Annotated in this window: 13 protein-coding genes and 1 riboswitch; all 13 genes read right to left on the reverse strand. The window is 38.2% G+C overall.

What is annotated here, in order from left to right:
• Nucleotides 1–124: 124 nt before the first annotated feature.
• The 13 genes from pgaD to UFO1_RS19045 all read right to left on the reverse strand — a co-directional run bounded on the left by pgaD (nt 125) and on the right by UFO1_RS19045 (nt 17,805).
• Nucleotides 125–589 carry a poly-beta-1,6-N-acetyl-D-glucosamine biosynthesis protein PgaD gene (gene pgaD / locus UFO1_RS18985; RefSeq protein ID WP_038673441.1) on the reverse strand — a complete coding sequence of 155 codons (465 nt, stop codon included), beginning with the start codon at nt 587–589 and terminating at the stop codon, nt 125–127.
• Nucleotides 576–1,847: a poly-beta-1,6-N-acetyl-D-glucosamine synthase gene (gene pgaC, locus UFO1_RS18990; RefSeq protein WP_038673444.1), complete on the reverse strand. Its 1,272-nt coding sequence runs from the start codon at nt 1,845–1,847 to the stop codon at nt 576–578. The genes pgaD and pgaC overlap by 14 nt, the downstream gene beginning before the upstream one ends.
• A gap of 21 nt (nt 1,848–1,868) precedes the next feature.
• Complete coding sequence (pgaB, locus tag UFO1_RS18995) at nt 1,869–3,701, reverse strand: poly-beta-1,6-N-acetyl-D-glucosamine N-deacetylase PgaB (protein WP_038673446.1); 1,833 nt, start codon at nt 3,699–3,701, stop codon at nt 1,869–1,871.
• A gap of 22 nt (nt 3,702–3,723) precedes the next feature.
• Nucleotides 3,724–6,030, reverse strand: coding sequence for a tetratricopeptide repeat protein (locus UFO1_RS19000; RefSeq protein WP_038673448.1), 2,307 nt, complete (start codon nt 6,028–6,030; stop codon nt 3,724–3,726).
• Between the two features lie 291 nt (nt 6,031–6,321).
• Nucleotides 6,322–6,795, reverse strand: coding sequence for a chemotaxis protein CheX (locus UFO1_RS19005; RefSeq protein ID WP_038673449.1), 474 nt, complete (start codon nt 6,793–6,795; stop codon nt 6,322–6,324).
• 4 nt (nt 6,796–6,799) lie between these two features.
• On the reverse strand, nt 6,800–7,174 hold the full coding sequence (locus UFO1_RS19010; protein WP_038673451.1) for a response regulator: 375 nt from the start codon (nt 7,172–7,174) through the stop codon (nt 6,800–6,802).
• Nucleotides 7,152–8,027 carry a protein-glutamate O-methyltransferase CheR gene (locus UFO1_RS19015; protein WP_038673453.1) on the reverse strand — a complete coding sequence of 292 codons (876 nt, stop codon included), beginning with the start codon at nt 8,025–8,027 and terminating at the stop codon, nt 7,152–7,154. The genes UFO1_RS19010 and UFO1_RS19015 overlap by 23 nt, the downstream gene beginning before the upstream one ends.
• Before the next feature lie 33 nt (nt 8,028–8,060).
• A complete protein-coding gene (locus UFO1_RS19020) occupies nt 8,061–10,067 on the reverse strand; it encodes a methyl-accepting chemotaxis protein (protein ID WP_038675441.1) in 2,007 nt (668 codons plus the stop codon).
• A 25-nt stretch (nt 10,068–10,092) separates the two neighbouring features.
• On the reverse strand, nt 10,093–10,521 hold the full coding sequence (locus UFO1_RS19025) for a chemotaxis protein CheW (protein WP_038673455.1): 429 nt from the start codon (nt 10,519–10,521) through the stop codon (nt 10,093–10,095).
• A 1-nt stretch (nt 10,522) separates the two neighbouring features.
• Nucleotides 10,523–13,471 carry a hybrid sensor histidine kinase/response regulator gene (locus UFO1_RS19030; protein WP_071842036.1) on the reverse strand — a complete coding sequence of 983 codons (2,949 nt, stop codon included), beginning with the start codon at nt 13,469–13,471 and terminating at the stop codon, nt 10,523–10,525.
• Nucleotides 13,458–14,471 (reverse strand): diguanylate cyclase, encoded by a 1,014-nt coding sequence (locus tag UFO1_RS19035; protein ID WP_038673457.1) that lies wholly within the window; start codon nt 14,469–14,471, stop codon nt 13,458–13,460. Before UFO1_RS19035 ends, UFO1_RS19030 begins: the two co-directional genes overlap by 14 nt.
• 264 nt (nt 14,472–14,735) lie before the next feature.
• Complete coding sequence (locus UFO1_RS19040) at nt 14,736–16,442, reverse strand: methyl-accepting chemotaxis protein (protein WP_038673459.1); 1,707 nt, start codon at nt 16,440–16,442, stop codon at nt 14,736–14,738.
• 72 nt (nt 16,443–16,514) lie between these two features.
• Nucleotides 16,515–16,601, reverse strand: a riboswitch (cyclic di-GMP riboswitch).
• 76 nt (nt 16,602–16,677) lie between these two features.
• Nucleotides 16,678–17,805, reverse strand: a complete 1,128-nt coding sequence (locus tag UFO1_RS19045; RefSeq protein WP_038673461.1) for a YibE/F family protein — start codon at nt 17,803–17,805, stop codon at nt 16,678–16,680.
• Nucleotides 17,806–17,874 lie beyond the last annotated feature (69 nt).

A 17,874-nucleotide genomic window follows, 5' to 3' on the forward strand; every position in this document is an offset into this window, starting at 1 on the left:
TTATCCAGGAACCAAGTCGCTATAAACCTCTTTTCCTTAAGTAAAAGATCCAAAGCGACTTGATCCTAAGGATAATTGGCACCTTAGTTAGAATTAAAATTCATCTGAAACTTTTTTATCTAATCTATTTTGCCGTAGGAGCGTTTGTGGAAAAACATTTTCCTTGATAGCTGCAAAGCACTAGTCCCTCTTCCTTGACTTCAATCGTAGCCGACTTAAACGTCTGTGCCAAAGCAACAGGCTCACTTTCAATAGCATACAATGTGCCTGTCTCTTCTAATGAGGGTGGTGGCACGGCACGACGACGATTTAAGCTGCCAAATCGAACCAAATTATATTTGGACCAAAGTAGCATGATGATAAATACAGCACTTCCTACTAAAGTAAGACGGATAAGCATATTTATCGTTGCTTCAACATCCTGGGGAGTAAAGAGATAGTTGTAAAAATACGTTCCTGCAGCACCCCATAAAGCAAGGGTTAACATGATTAGGAAAAAACTAAACACAGCAAGACCAATTGTGATGATCGTATTATCCGCTGCCTTCTGTTTACTTGATTGAAGTTTAGGCTCATTAATGATTGCCATTAGAATTACCTCCTCTTGCACCATCAATCACTCGTATTCCTCTATCTGGACTGGTCCACGTTGCTGAAGTGCCTTTTTTCTTTAGAAAGGCTTTGGGGATCGCCCGTATTACAGCAAGTGAATTAAACATCCAATAAATTACTGGATACCAGATAACAACGAAGTACACGGCAAGTAAATTCGAATCGTATTTCCTATCGAGAAATAAACTAAGGGAAAATTGAATGAGGCAAGTCAGGGCAATTATGCCACCAGTCCATTGAGGTATTGCATTTCCATAAGGTGCAAAGGCCGACTGGATTCCAAATAACACTCCCAATGCCCCCAAAATAGATACGGTTATAAAGGTTAATGCCCAAGTAACACTTAGCACATAGTCAAGGTATAGAGGCCATAAGCGGCATTCCTTCCAACTTGTAAGAACATCGGAGTGACGTCTTAGTACTTCAATACCACCTTGGGCCCAGCGCACTCTTTGCCTCCAAAGGCCACCCAAGGTTTCTGGAACTAATATCCAACCAAGAGCATTGGTCTCGTAACGAACATCCCACTTCTTTTTCTCAATCTTCCACGTCATATCAATATCGTCCGTAATCATATCTGTACTCCATAGCCCTACGTCAATCAAAGCAGATCGACGAAATGCAGCTATAACACCTGATACTGTCAAAATCTTACCCAACAGCCTTTGGGTTCGCTTAATGAGACCTATTACACTAGAATATTCGGCTGTCTGAATTTTAGCCAATAAACTGGTCCGATTACGCACCCTCGGGTTTCCAGTAACAGCTCCTACTCTAGGAAACTTTGTAAAGTGCCATACTAACCAATGTAATGCTTTTTTATCTAAAAGACAATCCGCATCTATGGTTACAACGATTTCACCTTTACTCATTAAAAACCCATAATTTAAAGCTGCTGCTTTGCCCATATTCTGCTTGAGAATTAAGGAACGAACCTTCGGTGATTCCGCTACAATGTCATCAATCATTAAACAAGTTTTATCGGTACTGCCATCATCAACAACAATAACTTCAAAATTTGGATAATCTGATTCTAAAATAGCATGCACTGTTTCCTTTATCGAATCTTCCTCATTGTGAGCTGGAACCATGATTGTCATTAGAGGAAATTCTTGCAAATCCGGATACTCAGGCACGTTACGCTCATAGCGGAAATAAAAGTAGGAAGCTCCTATCATCCAAACAATACTCATAATGATTGGATATAAGAAAATAAACTGTCCTAAAAATTCCATGTCCTCGCCCCCTTGATATTACTATGGTATCCGTACCGTTTTATCTTCAAACACGATATCAGGGATGAAAATAAAGTCAATGGCTCCCTTGCTACGTAACATATCCATTTGCGCTTTTAGATCCTTTTCTTTAATCCACAAATTTCTATTACTATCAAAGGTTTCTAATTCAAAAGCGAACTTTGTTCCAGTATTAGCTAGAGTCGTCTCTGCTATTTTTCCTAACCACTGTAAGTAGTCACCATTTTGTTTTTGGTGAAAAGGATAAGTCCTTATCACAGTGTAGTTAAAAGAATCTAAGTAACTCCCGAAATCCCGATCTTGCTCTTTAGTAAGCAGGTCCTCTGCAGATATGCTTTGCGCAAACAATGCATATGGTCGATAGGTATGAACGGATTTCATCATTTGAATCGTTAGATTTTGCACAGTCTCTTTTTGCATTCTCTTCCATTGATTGCGAATCGACTCATCTTTTAAAACTTCGGCTGTAAGTTCTTTGTTAAATTTACTTTGAAAGCTTGCTTTCGCCGCTGACGAAAAATCTTCAGTCGTTACTGGATACAAATCATCTTGAAAAAGCACTCCATCCACATACGTATAGGCAGCTAAATCAGCATAAAGTTCAACAAGTTTTTTTTGCACTATTGGACTAAAAGGTGTCGCCCTAGTATATCGACTATTATTCTGAACATCTGATACTATAAATCCATCCTCTGGATGTTCTTTAGTAAGCCACTGGGAGGACAAATCTGGCATCACAGCATATACTAAAAAACCTCCCTCGCGAAGTTTGCTGGCTATATGACTAAAAATATCGGCTTTTACAGGCATTACCGTTGTATGAAAGTAGGCACTTTCTATATCCTTATTTTCATTAGTAAATGCTCTTAAAAAGACGGTGTTAATACCTGTTTTATTAAACCTAGCAATTGCAAGATTTAAGTTACTATCCGTTGTACGTAAACTATTAGAATCGTAGATAGTATCAATATCTAAACGAGCTGCCCTCATAGGATTATTTTCTAGCCCTCCACTCTTGACGAAAGAAGCATAAAATGAAGTATTAGGATTTTTCATGATAATTCCTCGACGCGCTTCGACTAAACCCTTTTGACCAACTTCATTCATTCCGCCACCCAGTGTAAACATAGACTCAAATCCCTTATTTTTTGCAATCTCTATGGCAGTTAGATTATACTCACCGTAAGGCCAAACTAGCGCCTGGACTTTATGTCCTAGCTCTCTTTCAAACACTTTTTGAGATTGATCCAAATCATCGGAAACCCTTTTCGTATACTCTTCCATGGTTTCATAATGATCATTGGTATAAGTACGAGTCGCCAATAATTCCCCCCGATCACCTTGTGAGTTCATTACCGTAAAACGATGGGACCTGAAAGAATGAGAAGCAATTGTGACTAAACCTGAGGCATCCATCTCTCTTATTTGCTGCCAACTTACTAGCTTCCCTACATCAGAAGGAGCATAATCTAGCCAAGAACCAACAATAGCGAGCATAGCAGGGTAGTTATACTGTTTGAGCAAAGGATATACTTCATTGTAAAAGGAGATATATCCATCATCAAACGTGAGCATGACTGGTTTCTCAGGCAATGGTGCCCCATCTTTCGTAAAAGCAATATACTGTTCTAAAGAAATAGGGTGATAACCATTGGCCTTTAAGTAGGACAAGTGACTAATTAATGTCTCTTTAGTAACTGTATATTCATTATTAACAGTTCCCCCTACGTCATGGTAACAGATAATGGGTACACCTCTATCTGCTGCCATGACATTAGAAGAAAAAATAAATTGAAAGACAGCTACCAAAGTGATAATCCATCTCTTTGGCATAGGATCCTCTCCTTCTTACTTTTTACCAGATAACTTGATACTGAATATCATATTGACGAGAACCAAAATGTAAACCACTTGAATTGAGGAGACGATTCGTCCTTGCACCATATTCTGCTCCCACAATCAACACTTGATTGGGAGAAAAATTATGTCCATACTCCAATCGGAAACTTGGTTCAAAGTCATTTGGATCTGGCCTATCCCTACCCCAAGCTAAGGTTGTAGTAGCTTCCCAGTAACCTTTCGGAATGACCCACCGTTGGGTAAAACCAGTTCCATAAGCCTGCCTAACGGTAGGACTTTCATACACTGTATCAAGTCCATTAATTTGTTGAAGTTTATAGTTACTACGATTGACAAAAACAAACCAATCTACACTTTTCCTTTCATTGTCAAACAAGGTACGATCCCATCTAAGATCATAGCTATTCACTTGATTGCCATCGCTATAAAGGCCGCGAGTAAAGTTAAAGGAGTAAGTATCTTTTAAACCTACTTGCCGTGTAAATCCTATCCGATAATTTGATGACATAATACGCCCCAGAAGTTCTGCATTTGTAGGATTTAACGCCTGTGCATCCAAAATAGGAGTTCTTTCAAAATCTAAGTTTAATACTGCATGATCATTAAAATAGTAATTATTATAAACTCGATATCCTGAAAAGGTTCCACTGCTTTGGTAGCTATCTACCCATAGCCTTGTATCAAACTTCATTCCAAGATATTGTAGACCCAATGATTTGCTTTTCAGAGTGGTACTTTCATTAACATCTTTATCAGTAATACGATTTGTACCAATGCTAGCTAATATTGAGTAACTACCACCAATGCTCTGATCCGAAGTGACCACAAACTGCCTAGATTCAATCCCCTTATAGTCGGAAGAATAGATATAGGAAAAATCCGCTCCTCCTTTACGCCTACTGTCATAGCTCGCAATTGCTGATTGGCTTATGGCATTTCGAGCATATTTCTCTCTGAGAATACCAACAGCTTGACCTGCTGCATGATAGTCACCCACAGTTACAGCAGCCTCTACCATTCCCCCATTGCCCACTAACTGTCCACCAGGCAGTTTTGCTAAAGCTGCAAATTGTTCATAAGCCTGACGAGGCATTTGGTTATCAGCTAAGGAACTGGCCATTTCCTGACGAAAAGCTGGAATATCGGGAAATTGTTCAACTACTAATCCATAAATGGATTTACCTGCCGCATACCGATTTTTAGCAACAAAATCATAGGCATCATCTAAAATAACCTCGGCGCGTTTGGGATCTTCCTTCAATACTTGCCGGTAAAGTTCTGTCCCCTTCGCCACATTCCCCTCAGCCATATAAGAATAGGCTAGACCTAATTTTACGTTAACTGAATCAGGGTCACGCTTTAATATATGTTCGTATACTTTCTCTGCCTTCTGCAATTGTCCACTGCGAAGATAAGAATCTCCTAACGCTTGAAGACCAAAATTAGGGATCTTGCCGTAATCAGGCCATAAACGTTCACCTTCAGAGATAGCTGTTTTATAATCTGCATTCAATCTTAAAGCAGTAATATAATCACCCTGCATCCACACATCAGCCGTTCCATCTTGAATATATGGCTTCAACAAAAGAATCGCCCTGGCTTCATCCCCAACTCTTATGTATGAAATTGCCATATCATAGTTTATCTGACGTCGTTTATTTATTCCTTCATCACCTGCTGGAACTAAACTAAGTGCTTTTTCAAAGTCAGCTACAGCAGCTGTATGTTGGTTCATCAAGACTAATACTGACGCTCTACTAAGATATACATCTATATCATCAGGATTTTTATCTAAAAGTAACTTATATATCTTATTACCAGCCTCTACTTCACCCATACGCAGCAAAGACTGCGCTTCCCATAGTAAAGCTTTGTGATCACCAGTCACTGCAACTTCATGAAATAGTTTTTGGGCTGCTTTATAGTCGCCTGTTTGATAATAAGCTCCTGCTACACTTACCTTTACGTACGTGGGCACTGTTTTACCATCTAACTTTTCATACATCTCAATCGCTGCTAAATTATTACCTGCCCAATTAAGAACAACGACATAATCAAATTGAATTTCTTTATTATCAGGATATTTCTGATACAACTGCTTGAAGATTTCTAAAGATTCAGAGAATTGTTGAGACCTAGCTAATGCAATTGCATATTCCTTAGCAGCTACTAAATTTTCTTTATTTTGATTATAAGCTATTTGTTTTTCGGATAGATTCGGATCATCAGCAGCAATAACTACCCCAAGATTCGACAACATTAACGTAAAGCATAGTCCTGATATCCAATTTCCTACTTTCATATCTGCTCACCGTCCCCAAAATAGTTTAGTCTATTTGTCTAAAGCCTTAAAAAGAATATCCATTAAGGGATAATAATTCCATTTGGTATTTTAATAATAGTATATATTGATAATTATTATCGGTCAATATATATTTTCTCTTTATTGTTGTTATTTATTATATTTTTTCTCTATACACTTGTTACCATCTTTTTTATACTTAGTTACCAACATATTCACGCAATAAAAAAGGTGAATAGAACTCTACCCCCTTGTAGAACTCCATTCACCTTATTATTTTAGAAAGATAAACTATAAATAAGTCAATTCTAAATGTAGCATTGTTTCCCCAGCCTCAAATTCCATCCTTAGTTGTGATACGTTCTTCTTATACAAAATAAAATGATTGTCACCCACAATTGTGAGGGGAGGTGTTATGCGATAATAATAACCCGTTCCCGCCAACAAGGCTTTCGCCCTTCCCGCTATCATATTCACCAGCTCAGCAACCCCATCGTATAGCTCTTCATCTGCCAATTCTATTATCCTAATACCAGTCATAAAAGAAACAATTGTGGCTGCATGTTGTTTACTCATTGCCATAGACAGTATTGCATTTCGTTCACTTAGAATCATCATGACCCCAGTGATTTCAACCTTACTATTCTTTGAATTTTCAGCTTGCTGTTTAATCTCACAACATTCCAGGCCAACCATAGTACTAAATACATCCGACACAGCTTGGGCTAAGCATTTTTGCAACAATACAGGATCTTCAATTTCCATATCATTACATCCCCTCTCCCATACATTCTAATACTTTCTTCATTAATTCTTCAATAGTAAATGGTTTTACTAGATAATTAATGGCTCCAGCCTGGATCGCTCTTATAATATTTTCTTTTTCACTCTCCGTGGTAACCATCATAATAGGTATATGCTTTAAAGCAGCGGTATTTTTAACCTTTTCTAAGAAAACTAAGCCATCCATCCCTGGCATATTCCAATCTAATAAAATTAGAAGGATCTCTTCGCCAGACTGTTCTAGTATGGTTAAAGCCTCCATTCCATCTGCAGCTTCCACTAGTTCATAATCAAGCAATTCGACTCCGCTACGAATAATTTTTCGGATGATGGCCGAGTCATCTACTGATAATATTTTCACAACTCCCACTCCTTACGCGATATAAATTGGCGTTTTTATAATTCTCGGCTTCATAGCATTCTTTGTAATCCAAAAAGACTTCCGAGTTTCCTAAAATTAATACCCCCTTAGGTAACAGGGATTTATTAATTTTTCTGAAGACTTCTTCTTTGAATTGCTCTGAAAAATAGATCGCTACATACCGGAAAAAGATTACATCAAATAAACCTAAACTTGTAAAACTATTTTGCAGGTTAAACTGTCTAAATTGAACACTGTTCTTAATTTTTTCGTCCAGTAACCAAATACGGCCATCTTGGCGAAAATATTTATCTCGATAGTTCTCTTGCATTCCACGTACCATAGAAATATTGTCATACTTACCCATTTTGGCCATACGCAGCACCGTGTGAGAAATGTCGGTAGCGATTATTTCGAAATGATCTAAGGTAATATCTTTAATGTTCTGCTCTGCCAGGTAATTGTCAATGCACATAGCTATCGAATAAGGTTCCTGTCCAGTGGCACAGGCGGCACTCCAAATTCGAATTTTTCCACATACACCCTGCCTAATTTTCTCAACGTAGTCTGGCAATAACTTTTCCTCTAATGCTTGCCAAGGAGTTTTATCTCTAAACCACAAGGTCTCGTTCGTTGTGATTGCATCAATAATTTGTTCCGCCAGGGTTGTTTGTTTCTGCTGGCTAAGCATGCAATATAGTTCATCAAAACTAGATAAGCCAAACGTAATTAAAAATTTGGAAAGCCGACTCTCAATCAAATAGGCTTTCTCATCGCGAATCACAATTCCACATTGTTCTTCAATGTATTTTTGAAATAAATGAAATGCTTGGGACGATAAGTTCATACTCATTGATCATCCCCCCTATATTAATAATGAATTTATTTATACAGTAAAGCGTTTTGCCAATTCTTGCAATTTATTAGACACAATTACAAGTTTATCTGCAGCCTCAGTTGTTTGAACTCCCTTTGCTGCCGTATTATTAGAAGCCTTATCCATCTCATTAATACTTCTGAATATTTCCTCTACATTTACAGCAATTTTTTGAGAAGCATTCGCTACATCTTTCATTCCCACAGAAGCACTTTCTGTATTTTTGGCCAAATCCCCCGCCGTAAGGGATAGATCGCCAACTGAGCGAGCAATCTCTTTTACCCCTAGGGTGCTTTCAGCCGCACCTCTTGCTACATCACGAGATTTTTCTGCAATATCACCAATTTCATTTGATATAACATTCACTTTTTCGGCAGCGATAATTACGGCGGCTGAAATATCCCCAACGACAGCCGACTGTTCTGTGACCGCCACCGCAATATTATTACTATTGTCATTAATAGCGCTAATTACTTGGGTGATGCCACTTACCGCCTGAACAGCTTCTGCCATTTCTTCCTGCATTGTTTCTATCTGATTAGCAATCTCATCTGTTGCCCCTGAAGTTTGTTTTGCCAATTCCTTAACTTCATTGGCTACAACGGCGAACCCCTTCCCTGCATCACCTGCACCTGCAGCTTCTATGGCTGCATTCAAGGCTAGCATATTGGTTTGATCTGCAATATCATTAATTAAATTTACTACCTTACCAATCTGTCTAGATACACTGCTTAATTTTTGTATAATAACGGTAGTTTCCTGAGCCCTCATTTCTGCATCTTTTGCTACAGAAATTGAACGTTCGCAGTTCTTACTTACTTCACTTAACGATAAATTTATCTCTTTAACAGCAGTCACCACATCTGTTACAGAACCTGAAACATCTTTTGCCGAACCTGCAACCAAATTGATCCCGCCGGATATTTTATCTACCAGAACACTAACCTGATCCAAGTTAACGGAAGCCTGTTCAGAAGCTGATGCCAAGCTATGGATTGTTGCAGATATTTCTTCCGTGGCAGCAGAAATAGAATTAATATTACCACTGAGCTCTAGAGATGTGACTGCTCCATTATTCACACTCACAGTAATTGCTTCAGTAGCTTCGCTTGCTCCGCTAATAACAGCGCTCATCTCCTCACTATTGGATGCTACCACTTCGGCAACAGACAGCATATTACTAGAAGATTCATTTAAGATAATGGCTGTATCGTATATTTCCTTATTCATGTGATGCATCGTTTCCACCAGTTTATTAAAAGACAAAATTAACTTACCCATCTCATCTTCAGAATTCACCTTGCCTTGCACAGTAAGATCTCCCCCCTCAACTTGGGCCATGAGAGATTGTAATTCTTTTACTGAATTTGTGCTAAGACGTGTAATCAAAACAACGAGAGTAAGAGCCACTAAAAAACTGACTATAAGTAAAATGAACATATTCTTAGTGGCTGCCTTTGTTATTTCGGAATTACTTGCTGCTTTTTGACCTGCTTGCGCCATTTGCAACTCCATTAAGCGGTCAATAATTTGGCTGATTTCTACTGAATATTGATTCCCTTGCGTCGAATAAAGAGCATAAGCTGCTTGATTCTGACCTGTCAACGTCAGTCGCAGAACATCGTCCAAAATAACAGCCCATTTTCCTTGAATGGTTTTTAGCTTATTGAATTCCTGACGCACTTCCGGTGATTGGATATTTTTTTCAAAATTATTCAATTCCGTGTCCATTGTTTTATGCAATTCAGCTACGGTATTTACATACTGTTTCTTCTTCTCTATATCATCTTCTGAGATCAATTGTCCAATACTCACGCGAATACGCTGATAGGCCATTCCAGCTTGTGCAATATCTCCAATCGATAGTGTATTTATCTCATATAACTCGGCATCAATTACCTCAATGTCTTGAATATTACGTATACCTACTACCCCCACCAGGACGGTAATAAGGACGATTATCATAAAGCTTACCATAAGTTTTTTACCAATATTTAAGTTTTTAAACCACTGCACGCGACCCTCTCCCATCACATTTTCTTTATACAACATCAATTATTTTTTCTATATCTAACAGTAGCATAACCTGGCTATCTAGTTTTACTACTTCTGAAATAAATTGCCCTTCTACATTCCTTATATTCGCTGGCGGCAGTTCACACATCGCAGATGTCACATCAACTACTTCTCCCAATTTATCAATAAGAAATCCTATCTGCTCTCCACGAGATATCTTTTTAAGGATGATACACCGAGAACTTATCCTATCTTTTTTCTCTACAAAGCGTAATACTTCAGTGAAATCAAATAGGGTAACTACTTGTCCCCTTACATTTAATAATCCTACTATATGAGCTGCTCCACCGGGGACAGATGTATATTTGATATTGCGATTAATTTCCTTTGCCAAGGTAATATCAATACCGCACAGGCTGCTTCCAAGATAAAAGGTCAAAACTTTTCCTGTCATGTTAAGCATCCTCCAATTGCACTGCTGCGACTTTTTCCAGCAAATCCCTACGATCAAACTTACATCCGTAGGAGTTAAAACCAGCCTTTAACATGGCTTTTTTTTGTATTTCATTTTGGGATTCATCAGATACCACAATCACTGGTATCTCCGCCAGATTTTCATCGACGCGGATACGTTGTAACATTTCCATACTGTCCACTAATGGCATATCCAAAGCAGTGATAACAACATCAATGCTTTGCTGACGAAGAAATCGCAATGCCTCTCTTCCATTCTGAACGACAAAGACTTGATAACCAGCATATCCTAAGTACTTTTTCACAAGTCTTATAAAAAACGGTGTATCTTCTACTAGCAGCACATTTTTTGTTACCTTTTGTAGCTGATTGTTTTCCCAGGGGATTTCTTGCTGTGGTACTGCCATTTCCAATAGTTCATATAAATCCATTAATAATACAATTTTGCCATTTACAACCGTAGATCCTAATAAGCCTTTGGCCTGTATGTCATCCTCTGTCATCAGCAAGTCACTTTCCACTGTATCTTGAATCTTTCTTACAAGAATACCAACAGACTCTGTGACAAATTTAGGATGAATGACATACATTTTTTCTCCTACGTTATCTTGATAAGCAACAGGCAGATGTTTTTCTGGTCTGATTAATTCTACAATATTTCCCTGGAAATGATAAAATTCTTTGTCGCCAATTCGTTCAATTTGGTGACAACGAATTTCATTAACCCTAGCTACCATAGACAAATGCAAGGCAAATGTCTCCGGTCCAAAACAATGAAATAGCAATAATTTTTGTAAATGTTCTCTTTTCGATTCTACGGCTGCCAATTCGATTTGCGAATTAGTAGCTTCCTCTTCGGTAAACATTAGAGCAGTTTCAGCAATGCCAGTGGCATCCAGAACCATAGCAATACTGCCATCACCTAAGATTGTGACTCCAGAATAAACCTTTCTATCTCTTAAGTGAGTTGGCATTGGTTTAACCAAAATTTCTTCTCGTCCATGAATTGTATCTACAATAAGGCCAAAAATATTTTCCTTCACTTTTATGATTAAAATCCGTGTTATGCGTTTATTGTGTTTTTCTGACAAATTCAATCCAATTACTTCCGCTAAGTGAATAATCGGGACTAATTTCCCTCGCAGCCACAAAACTTGCTGTCCTTGAATGGATTGTATTTTACCTATATCTTTGTCTTCTACAACTCTTACAATCTCCTGCAAATGAGTTTGCGGCAGAGCAAAAAAATGATTTTCTACGCCTACAATTAGTGAAGGTATTATGGCCAGTGTTAAAGGTAACAGTAAGCGAAATGTCGTGCCTTGCCCCTTAATCGTATACACCTCTACCGTACCGCCGAATTTTTCAATATTCGATCGTACTACATCGAGCCCAACACCCCGTCCAGAAATATCACTTACCTTAGAAACAGTGGATAATCCTGGTGAAAAAATATAATCGAGCACCTTACTCTCACTCATAAATTTACCTTGTTCCTGATGAATTAATCCCTGCTTTAACGCCTGCTGTCTAATCTTCTCTACATTAATACCTGCCCCATCATCTCTAATGTCGATAATGACACGCCCACCTTCATGACGAGCTTGTATTTCTAGAGTCGCAGTAGGATCTTTGCCCAATGATTTTCTTAAAGCAGCATCTTCGATGCCGTGATCTAAGGCATTGCGTATTAAATGAGTAAATGGATCAACCAATCCTTCCAAAATTGATTTATCCATTTCTACTTCCTTACCTTCCATACGTAGAGTTAAATTTTTTCCCAGCTTTTTCGATAACTCCCTTACCAAGCGAGGTATCGGTTGAAATAATATGGATACTGGTTGCATACGTGTACGCATAATTTTCTCTTGTATTTCTGTAGTGGTATGGTCAATTTTTTGCAAGATAGGCCGAATTCCTGGAATACTATCTATCTCTTTTTCTAATGCCCGCAGTAATTGATTGCGTGCCAAAACCATCTCACTCGCTAAATTAACTAAATTATTAAGTAACGTTACATCTACTTTAATACGTTCCGTATCAAGATCTTGACTGCTTCTTTTTTCTTCCCCTGAATCAAATTCACTTCGCTCCGCTTCTAGAAGATTATATCCGCTAGAACCAGTTTTATTTGGGGCGTCTATAACTTGAAAAATCTCATTTTTCTGACTGGAAACGTCAAATTCCACAATATCTTCCTGGCTTGCACCAAGGGCCATAACCGCAAGTTCTTTTTCCAGTACTGTACTAAATAAAAAGATTGCTTCTTGCTGAGAAGCAGATCTAGTACCTTCTTGAGCCTGAGTAATATAATGGGCTAACAAAACACCTATTGATTGGATACTTTTAGCTGTATTCCCGCACAGCCGTCCCGCCTCATTAGGCTCTATGGAATGGATGTCATACTGATACTTATATACTCTATGACCTTTTCTGCTTAAATCTTCTAGCACCACTTTGACATCATTATAAGGTTTATTCGTCTGCGAGATTGTCTCTTGCATTTCGCTAGTCAAAGAACTCGTCGTACCCTTTCCATTCATTCCAAAACTTTCGCTGGGAAAGGCTTGTTTTAATTCTTTTACATAGATAGTGATATCTTGTTGTTCGCTAGTTGTAATATGATCCAACAATACCTTAAGTTCATCATTCGCTGCTAACAATGCATCAATGATAGGTAAAGTAATGGCTATCTCTCTACTGCGCACTTTTCCTAGCAAACTTTCAATAGCATGAGACAATTCAACAATTTTGTGGAAACCAAAAAATCCAGCTGTCCCTTTAATATTATGAGCAGAACGAAAAATGGAATGAATGATCTGCTCATCCAGTTGCCCCTTTTCAATAGCAAGCAATCCCGATTCTATCTTCTCCACATGGCTTATGGCCTCAATGACAAATTCTTGAATAAGCTTTTCATCCTTTAACACTACATGCACCTCTCCCTACATCAATCGCAAACCATCTGTTTCTACCTTCACGTTTTGCTTGATACAAGGCATCATCGGCTTCTTTTTTTAAAGTCTCATAGGATAAATTGATATCCGGTATTATTGTTGCAATACCCAGGCTTATGGTAACATAAGGGCTGACTTTAGATGCTTTATTGGGTATTACAAGTGATTCTACAGCAAGTCGAAGTTTTTCCGCTACCTTTTGTCCCCCTGCTGAGTCAGTATCATGCAGAACAATGGCGAACTCCTCACCGCCATAACGGGTAGTTATGTCACTGCTGCGTTTCACATTTTCAGCTAAGATAGCAGCAACTTTTTTCAAGCATTCATCTCCCGCAGGATGTCCATAGGTATCATTGTAAAACTTAAAAAAATCCACATCTACCATAATGAAGGTCAACGCTTCTTTTTCCCGCAATGCATGCCACCATTCTCTAGCTAAATAATTCTCCAAACTTCTCCTGTTAGGAATTCCTGTAAGTTCATCCTCTAAGGAAAGTTCTTTTAGCTTACCATTTACAACTTGCAGCTCTCGCATTACATTTTCCATCACCCGAGTCGTTTCTTGTAAAGTAGCATTACGTTGTTCTAAATCATGCTGATATGTTAAAATACGCCGGCCAACGGACAGGCGACAACTTAATTCTCTTGGATCAATCGGCTTCGTCACGAAATCATCAGACCCAGCATCAAAGCCAATTACCACATCTTCGACATCACTTTTCTTGGCAGTTAATATGATAACGTAAGTATGTGCTGTCTTCTCACTCTGTTTTAACCGTCTACATAATTCAACTCCATCTATCCCTGGCATAACCCAATCGAGCAGCACAATAATTGGTTCATTAATAACCTGAAAAATTTTCCAAGCACTTTCACCATCAGCTGCAAGAACAACCTCGTAACCCCAATGTTGTACCATTTCTGAGAGTATAGTGCGAATACTTTTTTCATCATCAATGATTAATACTTTCATTTGATCTCACCTTATTTCTATTAAAAATTATGTTCAATTGAACTGTTATGAGTTTTAATGAGAAAAATTTACTTTCACTTTGACAATTTAACCATTTTTTCTTACTTCGCTACTTTTCATGAAATAACCTTCCCTTTTAGGTATGGATTCATTGACAGATTCAGGAACCTATGCATCTGCTATAGTAATGAGACCTAAAAGCTAGTGCAGCGCAAACTTAACACTAAAGGCCCTCCTTAACGGAGGGCCTTTAGTATTACTCTTCTATATCCTAAACCTTCTTACAACGCCTTGAAGTTCTTCTGCCATCTTAGCTAATGCCTGGCTAGATGCAGCAATCTCTTCCATGGATGCTGATTGCTCCTCAGTAGCTGCAGATACAGTTTGAGTTCTACTGGCCGTATCTTTACTAATTTGGTCAATATCATGTACAGATGCTACGATCTTCTGGCTACCCGAAGCCATTTGCCCAATAGAAGCAGAAGTTTCTTTGATTTGACCTGTCAATTGATCAATAAAAGTAGAAATTTCTTTGAAAGCTTTCCCAGCAGTGTTTACTACCTCAGCTCCCACATTGACCTCACGACTTCCTTCTTTCATAGCGTTAACAGCTTGATCTGTATCCATACCAGCTTCTGCAATTAAATTTGCAATTTCCTTTGCTGACTCTTGAGATTGTTCTGCTAACTTTCGTACCTCTTCCGCAACTACAGCAAATCCTCTACCATGCTCTCCTGCACGGGCAGCCTCAATAGCTGCATTCAAAGCAAGTAGATTCGTTTGTGCCGCAATTCCAGAAATCGTCTCAACAATTTGTCCCATTTCTTTCGATCTTTCCCCTAGTTTTGCAACAACATTCGCTGATTTGGTCACTGTCTGTTCCACAATATCCATCTGATTCATTGCAGCTTTTACTGCTTTACCACCATCTTGGGCTGCTTGGAACGTTTTATCGGATACCTCACTCATTTTTGTTGCATTTAGGGAAACTTGCTCAATACCCGTAGATAACTGTTCAACTACGGAAGTAGTTGTCGTTACTGCACTAGCCTGGTTTTCAGCCCCCTGGGCTACTTCACTAATGGTAGCTGCTACCTGATTGGTAGCCTGCGCTGATTGTTCTGCACTTGCTGTCAGTTCTTCTGAAGACGCCGCCACCTGTTCAGCTGATTCAATTACCTGGCGGACAACTCCTTTTAGACTATCAGCCATCTTGTTTAAACCCTGGCCTATTTCACCGATTTCATCCCTCTCGGCGATTTTTACGTTTTCTAGACCTAAATTCCCATTTGCTATTTCAGCTAAAAAGGCACCTACAGTTCCTAATCTGCTGACAATCATAGTAGATAGTTTCCACCCAAGAAACATACTTAGTAAAGCAAAAAGCCCCGTTAATGAGAAAATCACTTTACCGGCAAAACTAGCATGTTCTTCTCCTTCTCGATTGGCCTTATCACTTTTTTCCGCCATATAATTTGCTAGTTCTTGGAGAGTTATATTTACCGCTTCAAGTTTACCTGCAGCCTGCTGGGTAAAATATGTATAAGCTTCTTGCTTTTTCCCTTGTTTTGCTAAATCAATTGCCTTTTGTCGCTCTGTCCGATACTGACCAATTGCTTCTTTTAGCTTAAGTAATTTTTCTTGCTCATATGGTGTTAGTTTTTGACTCTCATAGGCTTTTAAGGTTTTATCCGTTTCCAATGCCAATGATTTTATTTCATTTGTTAACTTATCTTCGGTTGCCTTATCTACATTACCAAAAATAAGTTCCAGAATCATTCCGTGAACTGCCCTAAAATTATGCCGAGTCTCATTTAATCGTTTAATGGATAAAAGATTTTCATTGTACATAATTTTCATTTCATTGCTCATTGCATTTGTATAATAATACCCTATCGAACCTACTGTGAGCATGGCCAATGAAACTACTAAAATAATGGTAAGAATTTTCCCCTTAATTCTAAGCTGCAAAATAATCCTCCTAAAATAAAAAAATTAGCACCAGTTCACTATGTCCTGCTGCTAATTACAAATCTAAATTGAATCGGCAGCTTGGCGGTCATAGAATAAAAATTCCTTAGACCCATAGCTTTGCGTCCTTACCTTTCGATAAGTTTGCCCAATATTTGGTTTCGTATTTTTACTTTATTCTACATTATATTACATATAATGTCAACAAAATGAACTATTAAGACTTCATAATATATTACTGCTTATTGATTCGGCTCAAGAGGAGGGCTGTAATGGCAGCTGTTAGCGGTATGGAGCAGATTAATCCAATGCTTCCAGTAAGAGCTCTCGTTATTTCTGTCGCCACAATATTTAAATTCATAATGCGTACTAAGGACACATTTTCTTGTGATGTAATCAGAAAAATCAAAGGTAAGGAACTCCCCGTATAAGCTAAAATTAAGGTATTTGCCATAGTTCCCATAACATCTCGTCCAACGTTTATGCCAGATTTAAATACTTCTGTAAATCCATAATGAGGACAAGATTTTTTAATTTCAAATTGGGTAGAGGCAATCGATATCGTTACATCCATCACAGCGCCTAGTGATCCTAAAATAATTCCTGCAAATAGAACTTCTTGAAAGTTCATGAAGGATAACGTAGTAACTTTGAGCATCATAGCTTCTTCACTATCTAAGCCTGTTAAATGCATCCACGAAATGGATATTGCTGCTAAAATCCCTGCTATAACAACACCACCTACAGTACCAATAATTGCTCCCCAGGTCTTTGCATTCCAACCACTAATTGTAATTTGCGTTACGGTAGCAATCACTGCACAAACAAGCATGGTAGCCAAAATAAAGTTCCAATGATAACTCAAAATAAGGGGAATCATACCCTTAAGAATCAAAATTACAGAAAAACAAATAACAAACAAGGTCTTAACACCAATCTTTTTCCCAAGCAACAACAAGGATAAAATAAAGACACCTACTAGTATATACATAGGAAAAAGGCGATTATAATCCGCGACATGGTATTGTTTTACACTTTGTGTCTCGTTTACAGCCAAAATGATCTTATCCCCAGGACTAGGGCTGATGTCAAATAATGGCTGGTTGGTAGTATAGTTAATACTCTGCACCTCTTTACCAGCTTCTGCCCCTGATGTAAGCTGAATCGTTATTAAATTTTTCCCAGTAACCCCCATATTCTTATTCGATGAAATTTCAAGGGATTGTACCGACAACACTACGCCATTTATATAATCAATTGGTTGCGGATTGTTAGCTGCCGCAAAGGCGGGCGCTACATCCAAATGTAAGAAAGCAATAACATTCATTAAAATATAGAGTAAAAAAATTCGTTGTATTTTCATGATAAAACTCCTTGCTATAAAAAAATAAAATGTACTAGACCTATCTGTACAGAGAAATAAAACTTGATT

The organism is Pelosinus sp. UFO1 (assembly GCF_000725345.1).
Taxonomy (GTDB): Bacteria; Bacillota; Negativicutes; order DSM-13327; family DSM-13327; genus Pelosinus.